Source organism: Streptomyces mutabilis (assembly GCF_046628145.1).
GTDB classification, from domain to species: domain Bacteria; phylum Actinomycetota; class Actinomycetes; order Streptomycetales; family Streptomycetaceae; genus Streptomyces; species Streptomyces mutabilis.
This window is the reverse complement of sequence record NZ_CP176874.1, coordinates 2,471,526-2,488,543: the sequence shown is the minus strand read 5'-3', so window position 1 is coordinate 2,488,543 and position 17,018 is coordinate 2,471,526. Positions and strand designations below refer to the sequence as shown.

Here is a 17,018-nt window from a genome sequence, read left to right as displayed (position 1 = left end):
GGCCTCCGGGCCCGCCCGGGTCAGCGGCGCCGGCCGGGGGAGGCGACCGGTTCCACCGGCACTCCTCCGGCCGCGCCGCCCAGCAGCTCCAGCCGTACCGTCCCCGGTCCCGACGGCGCCTCGCCGTCGGCCAGCACGGCGAGGGCCAGGGTGTTGGCGGCGGCGCGGGTGCGCAGGATGCCGTTGGGCAGCACGAAGGTCCGCGGTGCGCCCGTGCGGTCGGCGGCGTGCTCGCCCATGTTCCAGCCGTTCAGGAAGAGCTGGGCGCGCTGGAAGCGGCCCGGATCGCCGTCCAAAACCAGCCCGACGGAGGCGTCGACGTCCGGCGGGACGTCCAGCCGGAACGTCGTCCGGTACCAGACCACGCCCTGGCGCCGGTCGCCGCCGGGGGAGGGCACGGGCTCCCAGCCGGCGTCGTCGTACCCGGGCAGGTGCCAGCCGTGGCGCTCCCCGTACAGGCCGCCGTTGTTGAGCGGCCCGCGCACGGGGTCGGGTGCGGCCGCCCCCTGGATGCGCCACCGCACCTTCGGCGCGGCCCCCTCGAAGGCGGCCGAGATCAGACCCCGGGCCGCCCTGTAGTCGTCCTGGTCGTGCCGGGCGCCCCGGACCAGTACCGACAGCACGGACGAGTCACCCGCGTCGGGCCGCCTCCGCCGCGCCTCCCGCAGGCCGTCCGGCAGCCGGAAACGGGCCGTGGCGGTCCATGTGCCCCGCCCGTCGCCCTCGTCGTCCACGCGGTGCGTGCCCAGCGGCTCCCCGTCCAGCCAGGCCATCACGAGACCTCGCGCGCCCGTGCCGCAGGACAGGGAGACCGACTCCAGGCCCGCGGCGCCGGTGAGCCGGCCCCGGTACCAGACGTCGCCGTAGTGGAAGCCGTAGTCGTCGGCGAAGAGGACGGGCTGCCCGTCGGGCACGGGGGTCGTGCTGAAGGACGTCTTGCGGTCGGCGGCCGTCCACCCGGAGTCGTCGTAACCGGGCCGGGACTCGGGGTTCTCGGCGCGGCGCCGCCAGCCGTCCAGCGCGGGCAGGACCAGTTCGGGCACGCCGGGCAGGGACCGGGTGGCGTACAGGCTGTGGGCCCGGCCGAGCGACGTGTTCAACCGGCTGCCGTTCCAGGTGACGTCCGTGATGCCGGGCGGCGCCCACACCTCCAGCCCGCACTCCTCGACGGTGTCGCCGGTGAGCCGGATCGTGTGACCGTCCAGGGCGGCGTCGCGCAGCAGCGCCGGGCCGTGTACGAGCACCCGGCCCGACGGGGTCTCGTACGGCCACAGCCGCAGGGAGGCGGCGTCGTCGGCGAGGAGCAGGATCATGGTGCGGTCGGTCTTGCCGCTGCGGATCCGGAGCCGGGTCAGCCGGTCCTCGGCGAGCTCCACCGTGACGTGCAGCTTCCCGCGGTCGTACGCCCAGGCGGCTTCCTTGTCCAGCCGGGTCGGCCAGGGCTCGTGCGGGCAGTCCAGCACCAGGTGCGCCATCTCCCCGGCCCGGCCCACGAAGGCGGCGATGTCCAGTTTGCCCACGCTCATGGAGAGCATGGGCTGCAGGGTGGAGTACGCCAGTTTCCGGCCCGCGCCCAGGTGCAGCCCGGTGGCGAACAGCTTGGCGTCCCGGCCGGGGACGGTGACCTCCACGTCGGTCCCGCCCATCGGCAGTTTCGAGGTGACGTCGGCGGCGGAGTCGTTGCGCACCACGTACGCGTGGGTGCCGGTGTCCCGGTTGACGAGGTGCCGCACCCGCAGGCGGGCGTCGGCGGCCCTGACCCCGGCGGCCTCGTCCAGCCGGGTGAAGTCGGGCACGTTGCGCAGGAGCTGCCCGAGCTGGTGGAGCGGGGCCGTCCGGTCCGTGGGCCGGCGTGCCTCGTCGATCCCGGCGGTGGGGTCGTAGGTCGGGTCGGGCGCGGACGGCGCGGGCAGCCAGCCCCAGGAGGTGCCGCCGAACGCGGTGTGCACCTGGTGCAGCGTGACCCCGTCCGCGAGGTGCGCGAGGTGCACCCGCCGTGCCTCGGCGGCGTCCCGGGTCCGTTCGGCCTCGCCGCGGGCGACGGGGCCGTCGGCGGGCAGGAAGGGTACGTCGATCCCGTCGGCGCGGACCTTCTCGCGCAGGTGGGCCCGCTGGGCGCGGTGCGGGGCGTCGAGGCGGTAGAGCAGGAGGGTGCCGGTGCCGCGGGTGTACTGGTGCCGGGCGGCGACCGCGTTGACGCGGCTCAGCCACTCGTCGGCGTGGCGCAGATAAGCGGGGTCGGCGGTCCGGGCGTCGGCCCCGGTGGCCGTCAGCCAGCCGGGCAGGCCGCCGGCGTCCACGTCCGCGCCGATGTACGGGCCGGGGTCCAGGACGACGTACATCCGGGTCTCGGCGGCCGTGCGCAGGAACAGGTCCAGGTCGCGGACGCCGGTGAAGTCGTACTCGCCCGGCGCGGGGGAGTGCAGGTTCCAGGCGAGGCGGGCGCTGACCGCGTTGTAGCCGTACGCCCGCATCTTCTGCAGGACGTCCCGCCACAGGGACGGGCTCGGCAGCCGGAAGGGGTGCATCTCGCCGGACCACAGGGCCAGGCGCCTGCCGTCGACCAGCAGGGAGTACCGGTCCAGCGTGACGTGGTGGCGCTGCCCGTCGGCGCCGGGCGGGCCGGGCGGCGGGCCGGTGGGCACGGGGCCGCGGGCGCCGGAGCGGGGCAGTGCCTGGCTGCTCACGCTGCCGCCGAGCGCGAGACCGAGGACGGTGGTGCCCGCGAGGGTGCTGAACGCTCGTCTGCTGAGCCTGCTGAGCTCCAAGGGAGCCTCTCCTGTTGCCGTGCTTCCGGTGCTTCGCTGCCGGGCCATTCTGCACAACCGGAGCGGCGCTGCGGTAAATGGCCAAAGTGTGACCTGTGCGCGTCCGGCGGCCGAACATACGATGCGACCGCATCGTGAATGACATGTGCACAACATGTGTGCAGTGCATTCAACCACCCCCGGCCGGCCTTCGTCGGCCGCGTCCACCCCCCACCGACCGGGATGGGAGACCCATGGCCACCGGCCTGCTCCTGAGCGGCACGATCGCCGCGCTCCTCACCTCCGTGCTGCCCGCGCAGCACCAGCCCTCCGGCGGGTTCGAGGACCCGCCGCCGGACAAGATCGTCATCAAGGTCGCCACGGTGAACGGCTCCGGCTGCCCGCAGGGCACGGCGGCGGTCGCCGTCTCGGAGGACAACACCGCCTTCACCGTGACCTACAGCGACTACCTCGCCCAGGCCGGCGGCGACTCGCCGCCCACGGCCTTCCGCAAGAACTGCCAGCTCAACCTGCTCGTCCACGTCCCGCAGGGCTTCACCTACGCCGTGGCCGGCGCGGACTACCGCGGCTTCGCCGCCCTCCAGGACGGCGCGAAGGGCACCCAGCGGGCCTCGTACTACTTCCAGGGCTCCCCGAACACGGAGTACCGCACCCACCCCTTCGAGGGCCCCCTCAACGACAACTGGCAGGCCACCGACAGCACCGACTGGGCCCAGCTGGTCTGGGCGCCCTGCGGAGTCCAGCGCAACTTCAACATCAACACGGAGCTGCGGGTGAGCGCGGGGACCTCCGGCCCTGCCGAGGTGAGCTTCATGACGATGGACTCGACGGACGGGGACATCAGCACGGTGTACCACCTGGCGTGGAAGGAGTGCCCCGAGTCCTGACCGCCCGCTGACGGGTGGCTCCCGGCTCCCGCCGAGGCCGGTCGTGGAACCGGGCGCGCGTGACCCGGCCGCCGGACGCGGTCACGACCCGCTCGGCCGGCACACCAGCGGCTTGTCCAGTTCGGCGCACGGGCGGTGGCCCTTGGAGCGGATGATGTCCTTGCCGACCTCGTTGGCGAGGTAGCGCAGGAAGCCCGCGGCGATCGAGTCCGCCGGCGGCTCGCCGTACGTGTAGGCGATCTCGGTCTCCCAGAAGGGGTACGCACCCTGGTCGGCGCCCTCCAGCGTCGCCGGGTAGCCGTCGATGCGGACCTGGCGCACGTCGTCGCGGGCGACCGCGGAGCCGACCTCGCTGTGACCGAGGGCGCCGCGGGTCGAGGCGACGGCGTCCAGCAGTTCCGGTGTGCCGCCGACCTCGCAGCGGCCGGGGCCGCCGGTGTCCAGGCTCCGGCAGTCGTTCGTGGTGACCGCGGGCAGGGGCCGGCCGTCCAGCACACGCTTCTCCAGGGCGGTGCGGGTGCCGGAGCCCGGGTGACGGCTGACCAACTGGATCGGCAGGTCCTCGCCCTTCACCTGCTCCCAGTTGGTGATCTTCCCCGCGTAGATGTCCCGCACCTGCTTCAGGGACAGGTCGCGGACTCCGGTGTCCTCACTGACGACCAGGGTGAACAGCGACAGGGCGACCGGTCTGGGCAGCAGTTGCGGGCGGCCGTCGGACTTGGGGCCGTCACTGAAGGCGAGCCGGTCGCCCAGGCCCCCGTCCTCGCCGAGCTCTGCCTTGCCGCCCGCCGCGGCGAGGGCGTCCAGGCCCGGGACACTGCCCTCCAGGGAGTTGCCGGTCAGCGGTATCCGGGCGCCCGGGCAGGTCTTGGTGTACTGCGCGGCGGCCTGCTCCAGCACGGGCTTGAAGGCCGTGGAACCCGACAGGTGCAGAGTCCCCTCGGCGCAGTCCAGCGGGGCCGCGACCGCGTCCTCGCCGCGGGCGAAGGTGGACACGGACTGGGCGACGCTCACCAGCACGAGGAGGGCGAGGAGCCAGCGGACCGGCCGGGAGGCGAAGGGGAAGTACTCGGTCTTCTTGATGGTCCCGTCGCGCACCCCGCCGACGACGCCCGCGGTGACCACGGGGCGCGGGAACTCCGGTTCCCTGAAGTCCGGCTCGCGTTCCAGGACCGCCACGACCTTGTAGTGGGCCCTGCGGTTGAGTATCACCTTGGGCAGACTGATCACGCCGTCCGTGGTGGCGAACCCCGGCCGGTCCGGCACGAAGAAGCTGCGCGGCACGTTGTCGCTGCGCTCGGTCACGGCCATGCCCACCACGCGGCGGCCCGGGAAGGCGATGCTCACGCCCACCGGGTCCGCAGGGGGTGCCACGTAGTCGGTGTCGACGATCGGTGACCAGCCCACGTTCTCGATGCGCAGGAGTACGACCGACGGGTCGGTCAGCGGCCTGCCGTCCCACTGCATCGGCTGGAACACCCGGGGCTCGGGGCCGGAGGTGGACGAGTCCTGGACGGCGGTGTCCATCTGGACGCGGTAGCCGAGCCGCTTGCGGCCCGCCATGGCGAACTCCCACAGGGCGGCGATCACGGGCACGGCGAGGCCCAGCACGGCGATCACCGACTCCCACGGGACACCGCTCATGACCGACTCCCCCCGGCGTCGCACTTGGCTGGAGAGGCCATGGTGTACGGGCGTGACTCGCCCGGCGAGTCCCTGTGCTGACCATCCGTCAGGAATTCACCGGTGTGTCACCTGTGACACGGGGAGTTTTCCGGACGTTGGTTGCCGTTGCTGCGCGAGCTGTTGACGCGCACGGGGTTCGACTCTACGTTCCCGTTCGAAAAAGCGATCGCTGTTCGAAATCCAGAACAACTTCCTGCAGGAGCAGAGCACTTCCGTACAGGAAGCAGACCAAGTCCGTACAGCAATCGGAACAGGAGCGTCCCCCACATGAGTCGCAGACGAACCGCCCTCCTCGCCCTCCCCGCCGCCGCCCTGCTCGTGCTCGTCCCCACCACGGCGTCGGCCTACCCCGGTCCGGGTGTGGTGACCGGATCCGTCGTCACCCACGACCCGACCATGATCCGCACGTCCTCCGGCCAGTACCTGCTCTACGCCACGGACGACGGCATCACCAGCAAGACCTCCAGCGACCGCACCGCCTTCGCCGCCGGAGCGGACGCGTTCCCCACGCGGCCGAGCTGGTGGGGGAACTACTCCAGCGTGAGAGAGGCCTGGGCGCCCGACATCTCGTACCACGGCGGCAGGTACCTGATGTACTACTCGGTCTCGAAGTTCGGCGAGAACACCTCCGCCATCGGGCTGGCCGTCTCCACCACCGGACTGCCGGGCAGCTGGGCCGACCACGGCGTCGTCTACACGTCGAACACGTCCAGCGACTACAACGCCATCGACCCCAACCTCTTCGTCGACGACGACGGCAAGTGGTGGCTGTCCTTCGGCAGCTGGTGGACCGGCATCAAGATGATCCGGGTCGACCCGTCCACCGGCAAGCAGCTCGCCTCCGACACCGCCCGGCGCTCCCTCGCCTCCCGGCCGTCCGGCACCAAGGCCGTCGAGGCGCCGTACATCGTCAAGCGGAACGGGTACTACTACCTCTTCGCCTCGTACGACACCTGCTGCGCCGGCACCAGCTCCACGTACAAGATCAAGGTGGGCCGGGCGACCAGCGTCACCGGGCCGTACTACGACCGCAACGGGGTCTCGATGATGAACAACGGCGGTACCCCCGTGCTCGAGTCGCACGGCAGCGTCATCGGCCCCGGCGGGCAGTCGATCATGAACGACGTCGACGGTGACCTGCTCGTCTACCACTACTACGACGCCAACGACAACGGCGCGCCCAAGCTCGGCCTCAACCTCCTGGACTGGAGCAGCGGCTGGCCCGTCGCCTACTGAGCGCAGGGGCGGCGCGGTCAGCCCGTGCGGCCCATGCCCGCCGGGTCCGGCCGGCCTTGCGAGGCCGGCCGGCCCGCCGCCGGGACCGACTCCAGGCCGTCGGTGCCCCGGACCTGGGCGGCCGTGAGGCCACCGCGGGCCGGGACACCGAGCGGGGTGGGGCCGGCGGGCACGGAGTACGGGGCGGCGGCAGCCGCGGCCGGGGCGGGCGCCGGATACGGCCCCGGGGCGGGCTGCGGGACCGGGGCGGGCGCGGGCTGGTGGACCGGTGCCGGGTGGGGGGCCGGCACCGGCCCGGGGTACGGCGCCGGCTGGGGGACCGGCGCCGGTCGCGGCACCTGCTGAGGTGCCGGCACCGGCATCGGGCCGACGGTGGCCGCCGCGGGGGCGACGGGCACCGCGGCGGGGAGCGGCATGCCGGTGCCGGCGGCGGGAGCGGCGGCGAGCCCCGGAGGGCCGGCGGGCTGAGCGGCGAGCGCCCGCATCCCGGCCCCGTTGGTCTCGCTCACCAGGCGGTCCACCGCCGCCGTGCCCGAGCTGTAGCTGGTCCCGGTAGCGGGCTCGGGCACGGCGGCTCCCCTCCTGGACCCGTAGAGCACCTGTTCCAGGCCGGACACCAGGCGACGCACGTCCACCTGGGGGCGCACCACGAGACGCAGGAAGCGGCTGGACGAACCGATCTTGTTGCCGCATTCACGGACCAGGACCCGGTGCTCGGTGAGCATCCGGTCCCGGACGACGGTGCCCTCGGCGCCCACGGGGAGGCGCACGAAGAGGAAGTTGCCCTGGGAGGGATAGACGGTCAGACCGGGAAGCGCGGACAGCTGACTGGCCATCTCCAGGCGGTCGCGGCGCACCTGGTGCAGACTCCGCGCGTACTCCGGCCCGTGGTCGCGCAGCATGAACACCACGTGCTCCGCGAAGGAGTTGAGGTTCCACTTCGGCAGCATGGCGCGCACCCGGCCCGCCAGGACCGGGTTGGCGACCAGGTAGCCGAAGCGGATGCCGTGCAGGCCGAAGTTCTTGCCGAGGCTGCGCAGGACGACGACGTTGGGGCGCAGCATCGCCTCCTGCACGACGCTGGGTTCCGCTTCCGCGTCGGCGAACTCCAGGAAGGACTCGTCGATCACGACGAGGTCCCGGTCGGCCATCGCGTCCATGAACTGCACCAGCGCCTGCTTGTGCAGGTAACCGCCGTCGGGGTTGTTGGGGTTGCAGATCACCACCGCCCGCGTCCCCCGGGCCCGGACGAACTCGGCGTACCGCGCGAGGTCGAGGGCGAAGCCGCCGGCCTCCTGGAGCGGGAACATGTCGACCCGCTTGCCGGTCTCCATCGGCTGGTCGGTCCAGCGGCCGAAGGTGGGGACGGGCACGGCGAGGGACTCGCGGACCAGCAGGTGGTCGATCCAGGTGATCAGCTCGGTGGACCCGTTGCCCATCGCCACGCACTGCGGGGGCAGTTGGAGCAGGCCGCACAGCTCGGCGGTGATGGTGTCGGCGCCGCTCGGGTAGTACGTGATGATGTCGCGCAGCCGGCCGGCCATCTCGTCGAACATGGCCGGAGTGGGGAAGTACGGGTTGCAGGGGATGCAGAAGTCCACCGGGCCCGCCCCGCCGTCGCTCTCCCGCGTCAGCGCCGCCATCGACGGGCTGTGCGCCGCGGTGCTGCGGAACAACGAGGTGACGTTGCCGGACAAGTGGACCTCCGTCGGTGGGCGGCCCGCGCGGGGGAGCGCGGGCCGCCCTTACATACGGAGGAGCGTCACAGGGTGTTCAACGCGTGTGAAGAAAGTGTGCCCTCACGCCCTCACGCCCTCACGCCCTCACGCGTCGAACGAGTGGACCGTCGTCGTCCGGTAGGTCTGTCCGGGCCGCAGCACGGTCGACGGGAACGACGGCTGGTTCGGTGAGTCCGGGAAGTGCTGCGTCTCCAGGCACAGGGCGTCGCCCTGCCGGTAGAGCGAGCCGCCGGTGCCGGTCAGGGTGCCGTCGAGGAAGTTGCCCGAGTAGAACTGCAGACCGGGCTGGTCGGTGGCGATGCGCAGGGTGCGGCCCGAGGCGCCGTCGCGCAGGGTGGCGATGTGCTCGGGGCGCTCGGTGATGCCCTTGTCCAGCACCCAGTTGTGGTCGAAGCCCTTGGCGGTGACCAGCTGCGGGTGGGCGTCGCGGATGTCCCGGCCGATCGGCTTGGCCCGGCGGAAGTCGAAGGGCGTGCCGGACACCTTCGCCAGCTCGCCCGTCGGGATGAGGCCCGCGTCGGTGGGCGTGTAGCGGGACGCCGCGATCGACAGCTCGTGGTCCTCGATGGTGCCGCTGCCCTCGCCGGCCAGGTTCCAGTAGACGTGGCTGGTGAGGTTGACGACGGTGGCCTTGTCGGTGGTGGCCTCGTAGTCGATGCGCCACTCGCCGCGCCGGGTGAGGGTGTAGGTCACCTTCGCCTTCAGCGTGCCGGGGTAGCCCATCTCGCCGTCGACGCTGGTGTAGTGCAGGACCAGGCCGACGTCGGAGCCCTCGGTGAACGGCTCGACGTCCCACACCCGGTAGTCGAAGCCCAGGGCGCCGCCGTGCAGGGAGTTCTCGCCGTCGTTGACGGAGAGCTGGTACTCCTTGCCGTCCAGGGTGAAGCGGCCCTTGGCGATGCGGTTGCCGTACCGCCCGATCAGGGCGCCGAAGTGCGGGCTGCGGGCCACGTAGTCGTCGAGGTTGTCGAAGCCCAGCGAGACGTTCGCGTAGCGGCCCCGGCGGTCGGGGACCTCCAGGGACTGGACCACGCCGCCGTACGACAGCACCTTCATCCGCGTGCCGCCGTTCTCCAGCGACCAGCGGTACACCTTCGTGCCGTCGGCGAGCTTGCCGAAGAGCTCCTTCACCGGCTTCCTGCCTCCCGTGGCGTGTGCCGTGCCGCCGAGCGTGGTGGCGGCGATGCCCGCGGCCGCGGCGGATGCCATGACCGTGCGTCTGCTCAGTTCCATGTGCGGCTCCTGTACTTCCGTGAGAAGAAGCGGGCCCCGCCTCTCGATCAGGCGGGGCCCGGAGTGACCTACGAACCGACCCTGCGCTTGTTCCACACGTCGAACCCGACCGCCGCCAGCAGCACCGCGCCCTTGATGACCTGCTGCCAGTCGGTGCCGATGCCGACGAGGTTCATGCCGTTGTTCAGCACACCCAGGACCAGACCGCCGATGATCGCGCCGAGGACCGTGCCGACACCGCCGCTCATCGACGCGCCGCCGATGAACGAGGCGGCGATGGCCTCCAGCTCGAAGTTGAGGCCGGCCTTGGGGGAGGCCGCGTTGAAGCGGGCGGCGAAGACCAGACCCGCCAGGGCCGCGAGCATGCCCATGTTCAGGAAGACCAGGAAGGTGACCTTCTTGTCCTTCACGCCCGACAGCTTGGCCGCGGGCAGGTTGCCGCCGATGGCGTAGATGTGACGGCCGATGATCGCGTTGCGCATCAGGTAGCCGAACCCGACGACCAGCACGCCCAGGATGAGCAGCACGATCGGCGCGCCCTTGTAGCTGGCCAGCAGCAGCGTGACGACGAGGACGGCGGAGACCAGCGCGACCAGCTTGAGCAGGAACAGCTTGGCCGGCAGCACCTCCAGCGCGAACTCCTGCTGCCGCTTGCGGTCGCGGACCTCCTGGTAGACCACGAAGGCGATCAGCGCGAAGCCCAGCAGCAGGGTGAGGTTGTGGTAGTTGGTGTTGGGGCCGACCTCGGGCAGGAAGCCGTTGGCGATCTTCTGGAGGTCCTTGGGGAACGGGCCGAGGGTCTGGCCCTCCAGGAAGATCTCGGTCAGACCGCGGAAGAGCAGCATGCCCGCGAGGGTCACGATGAACGACGGTATGCCGAGATAGGCGATGAAGAACCCCTGCACCGCCCCCGCGGCGGCGCCGATGGCCAGGCACAGCACCACCGCGACCGGCCAGGGAAGATCGTTCTCCACCATCAGTACGGCGGCCATCGCGCCGATGAACGCGGTCAGCGAGCCCACCGACAGGTCGATGTGGCCCGCGATGATGACCAGCATCATGCCGATCGCGAGGATCAGGATGTAGCTGTTCTGCAGCACCAGGTTGGAGACGTTGCGCGGCAGCAGCAGGTCACCGTCCGACCAGACGGCGAACAGCGCCACGATCAGGCCGAGGGCGATCAGCATGCCGTACTGCCGCATGTTGCGGCGCATGCCGTCGAGCATCAGCTGCAACAGGCCGCCGCCGGGGGCCGAACCGCCCTTGCCGGGCGGCGCCGGGGCCGGGTTCTTGGCGGTCACGTCCGTGCTCATCGGGTTACCTCTTTGTCCTTCGTCATCTGACGCATCAGCGCTTCCTGCGAGGCCTCGGCCCGCGAGAACTCACCCGTCAGCCGCCCCGCGGCCATCGTGTAGATGCGGTCGCACATGCCGAGCAGCTCCGGCAGTTCGGAGGAGATGAAGACGACCGCCTTGCCCTGGGCGGCCAGCTGGTCGATGACCGTGTAGATCTCGTACTTGGCGCCCACGTCGATGCCGCGGGTGGGCTCGTCCAGGATCAGCACCTCGGGACCCGCGAAGATCCACTTGCTGAGGACGACCTTCTGCTGGTTGCCGCCGGACAGCTTGCCGACCGGCTCGAAGACGGTCGGCGCCTTGATGTTCATGGACTTGCGGAAGTCCTCGGCGACCTGCCGCTCCCCGTGCTCGTCGACCACACCCCGCTTGGCGACCTTGCCCAGGGCGGTCAGCGAGATGTTCCGGTTGATGGTGTCGATGAGGTTGAGGCCGTAGTGCTTTCGGTCCTCGGTGACGTAGGCGATGCCGTGCTTCACCGCCTCGGGGACGGTCTTGGTACGGATCTCCACCCCGTCCTTCAGGACGGTGCCCCCCGCGTACCGGCCGTAGGTGCGGCCGAAGACGCTCATCGCCAGTTCGGTGCGGCCGGCGCCCATGAGCCCGGCGATGCCGACGATCTCGCCGCGCCGGACCTCGATCGACACGTCGTCGACGACCTTGCGCTGCTGGTCGATGGGGTGGTGCACGGTCCAGCCGCGGATCTCCAGGGCGGGCGCCGCACCCTCCTCGGGGTGGTGCGGGGTCCGGTCCGGGAAGCGGTTCTCGAGGTCCCGGCCGACCATCCCGGAGATGATCCGGTCCTCGGTGGTCTCCGCGGCCTTCACGTCCAGCGTCTCGATGGACCGGCCGTCGCGGATGATCGTGACCGAGTCGGCCACCCGGCGGATCTCGTTCAGCTTGTGCGAGATGATGATCGAGGTCATGCCCTGTTCCTTCAGCTGAAGGATCAGGTCGAGGAGCTTGCCGCTGTCCTCGTCGTTGAGCGCCGCCGTCGGCTCGTCGAGGATGAGCAGCTTCACCTTCTTCGACAGCGCCTTGGCGATCTCCACCAACTGCTGCTTGCCCACGCCGATGTCCGCGACGCGGGTCTCCGGGTGCTCGTCGAGACCGACCCGGCGCAGCAGTTCGGTGGCGTGCCTGAGGGTGTCGTTCCAGTTGATCAGCCCGCGCTTGGCGTGCTCGTTGCCGAGGAAGATGTTCTCGGCGATGGAGAGATACGGCACCAGCGCCAGCTCCTGGTGGATGATCACGATGCCGTGCTGCTCGCTCGCCCGGATGTCCCTGAACCGGCAGGTCTCGCCCTCGAAGAGGATGTCCCCCTCGTAACTGCCGTGCGGATGGACGCCGGAGAGCACCTTCATCAGGGTCGACTTGCCGGCGCCGTTCTCCCCGCAGATGGCGTGGACCTCGCCCTGGCGGACGGTCAGCGTGACGTCCGACAGCGCTTTGACACCGGGAAAGGTCTTGACGATCGAGCGCATTTCCAGGACGGGTCCCGCCATGGTCGTGCCTTCCAATCCTTGTGGGGGCCCGGTTACTTGAGGTCGTCCGCGGTGTAGTAGCCGCCCTCGACGAGGACCTTCTCGTAGTTGGCCTTGTCGACGCTGACCGGCTGGAGCAGGTAGGCGGGCACGACCTTGGCACCGTTGTCATAGGACTTGGTGTCGTTGACCTCGGGCTTCTTGTCGTTCAGGACCGCGTCGACCATGTTCGAGGCGACCTTGGCGAGCTCACGCAGGTCCTTGTAGACGGTCTGGGTCTGCTGGCCCGCGATGATCGACTTCACCGAGGCGACCTCGGCGTCCTGGCCGGTGACGACCGGCATGGCCTTGTTGCCGGAGCCGTAGCCGTCCGACTTCAGGGCGGAGAGGATGCCGATGGAGATGCCGTCGTAGGGCGAGAGCACCGCGTCGACGCGTGCGCTGCGGTAGCTGGAGGTGAGCAGGTCGTCCATGCGCTTCTGCGCGGTGCCGCCGTCCCAGCGCAGGGTGGTGACCTGGTTGAGGTCGGTCTGCTTGGAGCGGACGACGAGCTGGCCCTTGTCCATGTACGGCTTCAGGACGTTCATCGCGCCGTTGAAGAAGTACTTGGTGTTGTTGTCGTCGTTGGAGCCGGCGAACAGCTCGATGTTGAAGGGGCCCTTCTTGCCCGCCTTCAGACCGAGCTTGTCCACGATGTACGAGCCCTGCAGCTCGCCGACCTTCTCGTTGTCGAACGAGGCGTAGTAGTCGACGTTCTCCGTGCCGAGGATCAGCCGGTCGTAGGAGATGACCGGGATGTCGGCGTCCTTGGCCTGCTGGAGGACGTTGCCCAGGGACTTGTTGTCGATCGCGGCGATGATCAGGGCGTCCACACCCTGCGTGATCATGTTCTCGATCTGCGAGACCTGCTGGTCCGGGTCGTCCTCGCCGTAGACGAGCTTGGTCTCGTAGCCCTTGGACTTCAGTTCCTTCTCGACGTTGGCGCCGTCGGCGATCCAGCGCTCGGAGGACTTGGTCGGCATCGCGATGCCGATGGTGGCGCCTTCGGCGCCGCCCTTGTCCTCCTCACTGCCGCCCTCGCTGTTCTGGCCGCAGGCGGTCAGCGTCAGGGCGAGGGAGGCGGCGGAGGCTATGGCAGCGAGTGCGGCTCTGCGGTTGCGCATGGTCATCATCCTTGATGTGGGTGCAGGGCTCGGTCTGGTGGTGCCAGAACGCAAAATCACTGAGGTAGAACGACCGAAAGAGATGTGTCGGATTGTGCGCGGTCGTGTCTTCTTTTGAGAAGGGAGTTTCCGGAACGTTATGACGAGATCTCGAACCGGTTGAGCGAGCCCGGCAGCCGCGAACCGAGCGGGGCCATGTCGCCGTCCGCCCCGTGCCGGGCGAGCAGGTCGAGGGCGAGCCGGCCGCGCCGCACCCGCTCCTTCGCGGTGGCCAGCGTCAGTTCCCGCAGGTGGTGGCCGTACGGATAGATCCCGGGCGCCTTGGAGAGGCCGAACTTCAGGTACAGCGGGGCGCCGCGCCGGATCAGCTCGGCGATCTCGTACATCCGGACGTAGCCGCCGAGGTCGTCGGGAGCCTCGATGTACATGTCCATCGGTGCGGCCGAAACCCGTCGGATTTCGGTCAGGTGATCCGGCGTCAGGTCGCTGGGCACGTTGATGGAGTCGGCGCCGAGGCGCTCGTACACCGCGTACGAGGCCGGGTTGACCGGCCCGACCAGCGCCGAGAGCTTCAGCGTGGTGTCGGCGGGGATGATGCCGGCCGTCCGCGCCCGGTGCAGCGTCCACAGCACGCCCTCGTCGGCGACGAGCAGGCACTTGACGCCCAGCTCCGTGGCGCGGACGGCGTCCTCGACGCACCCGGCGACCGCGTCGTGGCCGCGGGCGCGCAGACCCGCGCCGCCCGAGTCGGTCCGGGTGGAGCCGCCGATGTCCCAGGTGCCGCGCGGGCCGGTGAACAGGCACAGTTCGATGTCGCGTTCGGCGGTGGCCTCGACCATCTCGGTGATCTCGGCGTCGGTCAGCATCCACACGCCGCTGCCCTGGCTGATCCGGTGGATCGGCACGTCCAGTCGTGAGGACTCCTTCAGTACCACCCCCAGCGCTTCCGGCCCCTCGCAGGAGGGGATCTCGGTGCGCCAGCGGCCGCCGCCCGGGAAGGAGTGCGGGGAGGCGTCGGTGGGGTCGAGGGCGGGCGCGGCCAGGCCGAGCGCGGTGAGCGCCTGCTCACCGGGCCTGCGTGCGGCGGCCTTGGCGGAAGCGTCGGTCACAAGCGTTCCTTAGGTTCGGTACGCCGGAGTCCGTGTCCGGCACATGGTGTTCGACATGTCGGACAGGGTTCGCGGCGTGAGGTACGAAAAGCCTCGAAGTGGATGTACACCGGTACGGAGGCCGTCAGGTCGCCCCCGTACCGGCGTACGGCTCGGGGGCGGCGTCAGGGATGCAGCAGCACCTTGCCGACCTTCGGGTCGCCGGAGCCCACCAGCTCGATGGCCTCGGTGAACTCGGCGAGCGACAGTTCGTGCGTCACCAGTGGCCGCGGGTCGAGCAGACCGGCCGCGAAGACCCGCACCGTGTGCGCCCACGCGTCCGGCGGCGCCCCGAAGACGGTGTGCACCTCCAGCTGACGCACCACCAGTTCGGTGGGGTCGAGCCCGTCGGCGCCGGGCGCCGGGATGCCGGTCAGCACCAGCCGCCCGCCCCGGCGCAGCAACGAGGCGGCGGTCCGGGCGGCACCGGCCGAACCGGCGGTCTCGATGACGACGTCGAAGTCGTCCGGCAGGAGCTGGTCCTTGGTCCGGAAGTCGGTCGCGCCGTACTGCCGCGACAGCGCCTCCCGGTCCCCCCGCGTGCCGACGACCAGCAGCTCGCCGGGGGAGGCGGCGCGCAGGAACTGCACGGCGAACATGCCGAGCGTCCCGGTGCCGACGACGGCCACCCGCTCGCCGGGCCGGGCGTTCGCCTTGAGCGCGGCGGCGGCGATGCAGGCGGCGGGCTCCAGCAGGGCGGCGGCGGTGAGGTCGGCGTCGTCCGGCAGGACGTGCAGGAGACGGGCGGGCAGGGTCAGCGTGGGCGCCATGGCGCCGGGCTGGGTGAACCCCGTCTCCTCGTAGCCGGCCGTGCACAGCGTCGTCTCGCCCGCGTGACAGCGGTCGCACACCTGGCAGTTGCGGAAGCCCTCGCCGACCACCTTGCGCCCGGCGAGGGACTCCGGCACCCCGGCGCCCACCCGCTCCACGGTCCCGGACCACTCGTGCCCCGGGGTGAGCGGGTAACGCACGTACCCCTCGGGCCGGTTGCCCTGCCAGACCTCGCGGTCGCTGCCGCAGATCCCGGCCGCGTGCACGCGCACCAGCGCCTCGCCGGGGCCGGGTTCGCGCGGCTCGTGGGGGACGAGCCGGTGCTCGCCCGGCGCCTCGATGACGACCGCGCCGCTCACGCCCCGGTCCCCTTGGGCTTGCGCTGCTCCCAGCCCTCGGCCCACAGGTCGAACCGCGCCTGCTGCTGCGGGAACTCGGCCGCCGCGTCGGTGTCCAGCTCGACTCCGAGGCCGGGCGCGTCGGACAGGTGGAAGCACCCGTCCTCCGGGTCCACCTGCGGCGCGCCCTTCACGACCTTCTTGATCTCCGCGTCCGCGAAGTCGTTGAAGTGCTCCAGGATCTTGAAGTTGGGCGAGGTGAAGCCGACCTGGAGGGAGGCGGCGGTGAGGACGGAACCGCCCACGTTGTGGGGCGCGACGAGCGTGTAGTGCGTCTCGGCGGTGGCGGCGAGCTTCCGCGTCTCCCAGATGCCGCCGATGTGACCGACGTCGGGCTGGATGATGTCCACGGACTGGTCCTCGAACAGCTCGCGGAACTCGATCCGGTCGTGGATGCGCTCACCGGTGGCGACCGGGATGTCGACCTTCTCGGCGACCTTCCGCAGCGCCTTGAGGTTCTCCGGCGGGACCGGCTCCTCCAGCCAGGCCGGCTTGAACGGCGCGAGCTCGCGCGCGAGCCGGACGGCGGTGGAGGGCGAGAAGCGGCCGTGCATCTCCAGCATCAGCTCGGCGTCCGGCCCGATGGCGTCGCGCACGGCCTCGATGAGGGAGACGGCGTACAGGGTCTGCTCGTGGTCGAGCTCGAAGTGACCGGTGCCGAACGGGTCGATCTTCAACGCCCGGTACCCGCGCTCCATGACGCCCTGCGCGGCCTTGTGGTACGCCTCCGGGGTCCGCTCGGTGGTGTACCAGCCGTTGGCGTACGCCTTGACCTTGTCGGTGACCTTGCCGCCCAGCAGCTGCCAGACCGGGACGCCGAGGGCCTTGCCCTTGATGTCCCAGCACGCCATCTCGACGACCGCGATGCCGGACATCACGATCTCGCCGGCGCGGCCGTAGTCGCCGTACTTCATGCGGCGGACCAGGTCCTCGACAGCGAACGGGTCGGAACCGAGAATGTGGTTGGCCTCGGCCTCCTTCAGGTATCCGAGGAGCGCGTCGGTGTGCCCCAGCATCCGGGTCTCGCCGACTCCAGTGATCCCCTCGTCGGTGTGCACCTGGACGTACGTCAGGTTGCGCCACGGCGTCCCGACCACGTGTGTGCTGATTCCGGTGATGCGCACGGCAGTTGCCCTTCGCTGTGTTCGAT

At 70.7% G+C, this 17,018-nt stretch carries 12 protein-coding genes; 2 read left to right on the top strand and 10 right to left on the bottom strand.

The genetic code is table 11. The features are described from left to right. Nucleotides 1-20 precede the first annotated feature (20 nt). Nucleotides 21-2,768: a beta-galactosidase gene (locus tag ACLIN4_RS11110; protein WP_307652878.1), complete on the bottom strand. Its 2,748-nt coding sequence runs from the start codon at nt 2,766-2,768 to the stop codon at nt 21-23. A 233-nt stretch (nt 2,769-3,001) separates the two neighbouring features. Between ACLIN4_RS11110 and ACLIN4_RS11105 the strand changes: the two genes are divergently transcribed. Continuing rightward, nucleotides 3,002-3,655, top strand: coding sequence for a DUF4360 domain-containing protein (locus ACLIN4_RS11105; RefSeq protein WP_411575727.1), 654 nt, complete (start codon nt 3,002-3,004; stop codon nt 3,653-3,655). Between the two features lie 81 nt (nt 3,656-3,736). Here the strand turns inward: ACLIN4_RS11105 and ACLIN4_RS11100 are convergent, their stop codons facing one another. Continuing rightward, nucleotides 3,737-5,299, bottom strand: a complete 1,563-nt coding sequence (locus tag ACLIN4_RS11100; protein WP_107479541.1) for a substrate-binding domain-containing protein — start codon at nt 5,297-5,299, stop codon at nt 3,737-3,739. Nucleotides 5,300-5,608: 309 nt separating this feature from the next. Between ACLIN4_RS11100 and ACLIN4_RS11095 the strand changes: the two genes are divergently transcribed. After that, the gene (locus ACLIN4_RS11095) at nt 5,609-6,577 is read left to right on the top strand and encodes an arabinan endo-1,5-alpha-L-arabinosidase (RefSeq protein WP_411575726.1); all 969 of its coding nucleotides are present in this window, start codon (nt 5,609-5,611) and stop codon (nt 6,575-6,577) included. Nucleotides 6,578-6,594: 17 nt separating this feature from the next. On the opposite strand, the gene ACLIN4_RS11090 is transcribed toward ACLIN4_RS11095, so the two are convergent. The 8 genes from ACLIN4_RS11090 to ACLIN4_RS11055 form a co-directional block, all read right to left on the bottom strand. Further along, complete coding sequence (locus ACLIN4_RS11090; protein WP_411575725.1) at nt 6,595-8,274, bottom strand: pyridoxal phosphate-dependent aminotransferase; 1,680 nt, start codon at nt 8,272-8,274, stop codon at nt 6,595-6,597. A gap of 126 nt (nt 8,275-8,400) precedes the next feature. Further along, nucleotides 8,401-9,549 (bottom strand): aldose epimerase family protein, encoded by a 1,149-nt coding sequence (locus ACLIN4_RS11085; RefSeq protein WP_179342667.1) that lies wholly within the window; start codon nt 9,547-9,549, stop codon nt 8,401-8,403. A gap of 68 nt (nt 9,550-9,617) precedes the next feature. Next, nucleotides 9,618-10,862 (bottom strand): multiple monosaccharide ABC transporter permease, encoded by a 1,245-nt coding sequence (gene mmsB, locus ACLIN4_RS11080; RefSeq protein ID WP_100045887.1) that lies wholly within the window; start codon nt 10,860-10,862, stop codon nt 9,618-9,620. Then, complete coding sequence (mmsA, locus tag ACLIN4_RS11075; RefSeq protein ID WP_107479543.1) at nt 10,859-12,409, bottom strand: multiple monosaccharide ABC transporter ATP-binding protein; 1,551 nt, start codon at nt 12,407-12,409, stop codon at nt 10,859-10,861. Before mmsA ends, mmsB begins: the two co-directional genes overlap by 4 nt. A 32-nt stretch (nt 12,410-12,441) precedes the next feature. Beyond that, nucleotides 12,442-13,551 carry a multiple monosaccharide ABC transporter substrate-binding protein gene (chvE, locus tag ACLIN4_RS11070; RefSeq protein WP_100045923.1) on the bottom strand — a complete coding sequence of 370 codons (1,110 nt, stop codon included), beginning with the start codon at nt 13,549-13,551 and terminating at the stop codon, nt 12,442-12,444. A 137-nt stretch (nt 13,552-13,688) separates the two neighbouring features. Continuing rightward, a complete protein-coding gene (locus ACLIN4_RS11065; protein ID WP_100045888.1) occupies nt 13,689-14,660 on the bottom strand; it encodes a hypothetical protein in 972 nt (323 codons plus the stop codon). Between the two features lie 164 nt (nt 14,661-14,824). Beyond that, nucleotides 14,825-15,829, bottom strand: coding sequence for a zinc-dependent alcohol dehydrogenase (locus tag ACLIN4_RS11060; RefSeq protein ID WP_107479544.1), 1,005 nt, complete (start codon nt 15,827-15,829; stop codon nt 14,825-14,827). Next, nucleotides 15,826-16,992 (bottom strand): mandelate racemase/muconate lactonizing enzyme family protein, encoded by a 1,167-nt coding sequence (locus ACLIN4_RS11055; RefSeq protein ID WP_100045890.1) that lies wholly within the window; start codon nt 16,990-16,992, stop codon nt 15,826-15,828. The genes ACLIN4_RS11060 and ACLIN4_RS11055 overlap by 4 nt, the downstream gene beginning before the upstream one ends. Nucleotides 16,993-17,018: the final 26 nt, after the last annotated feature.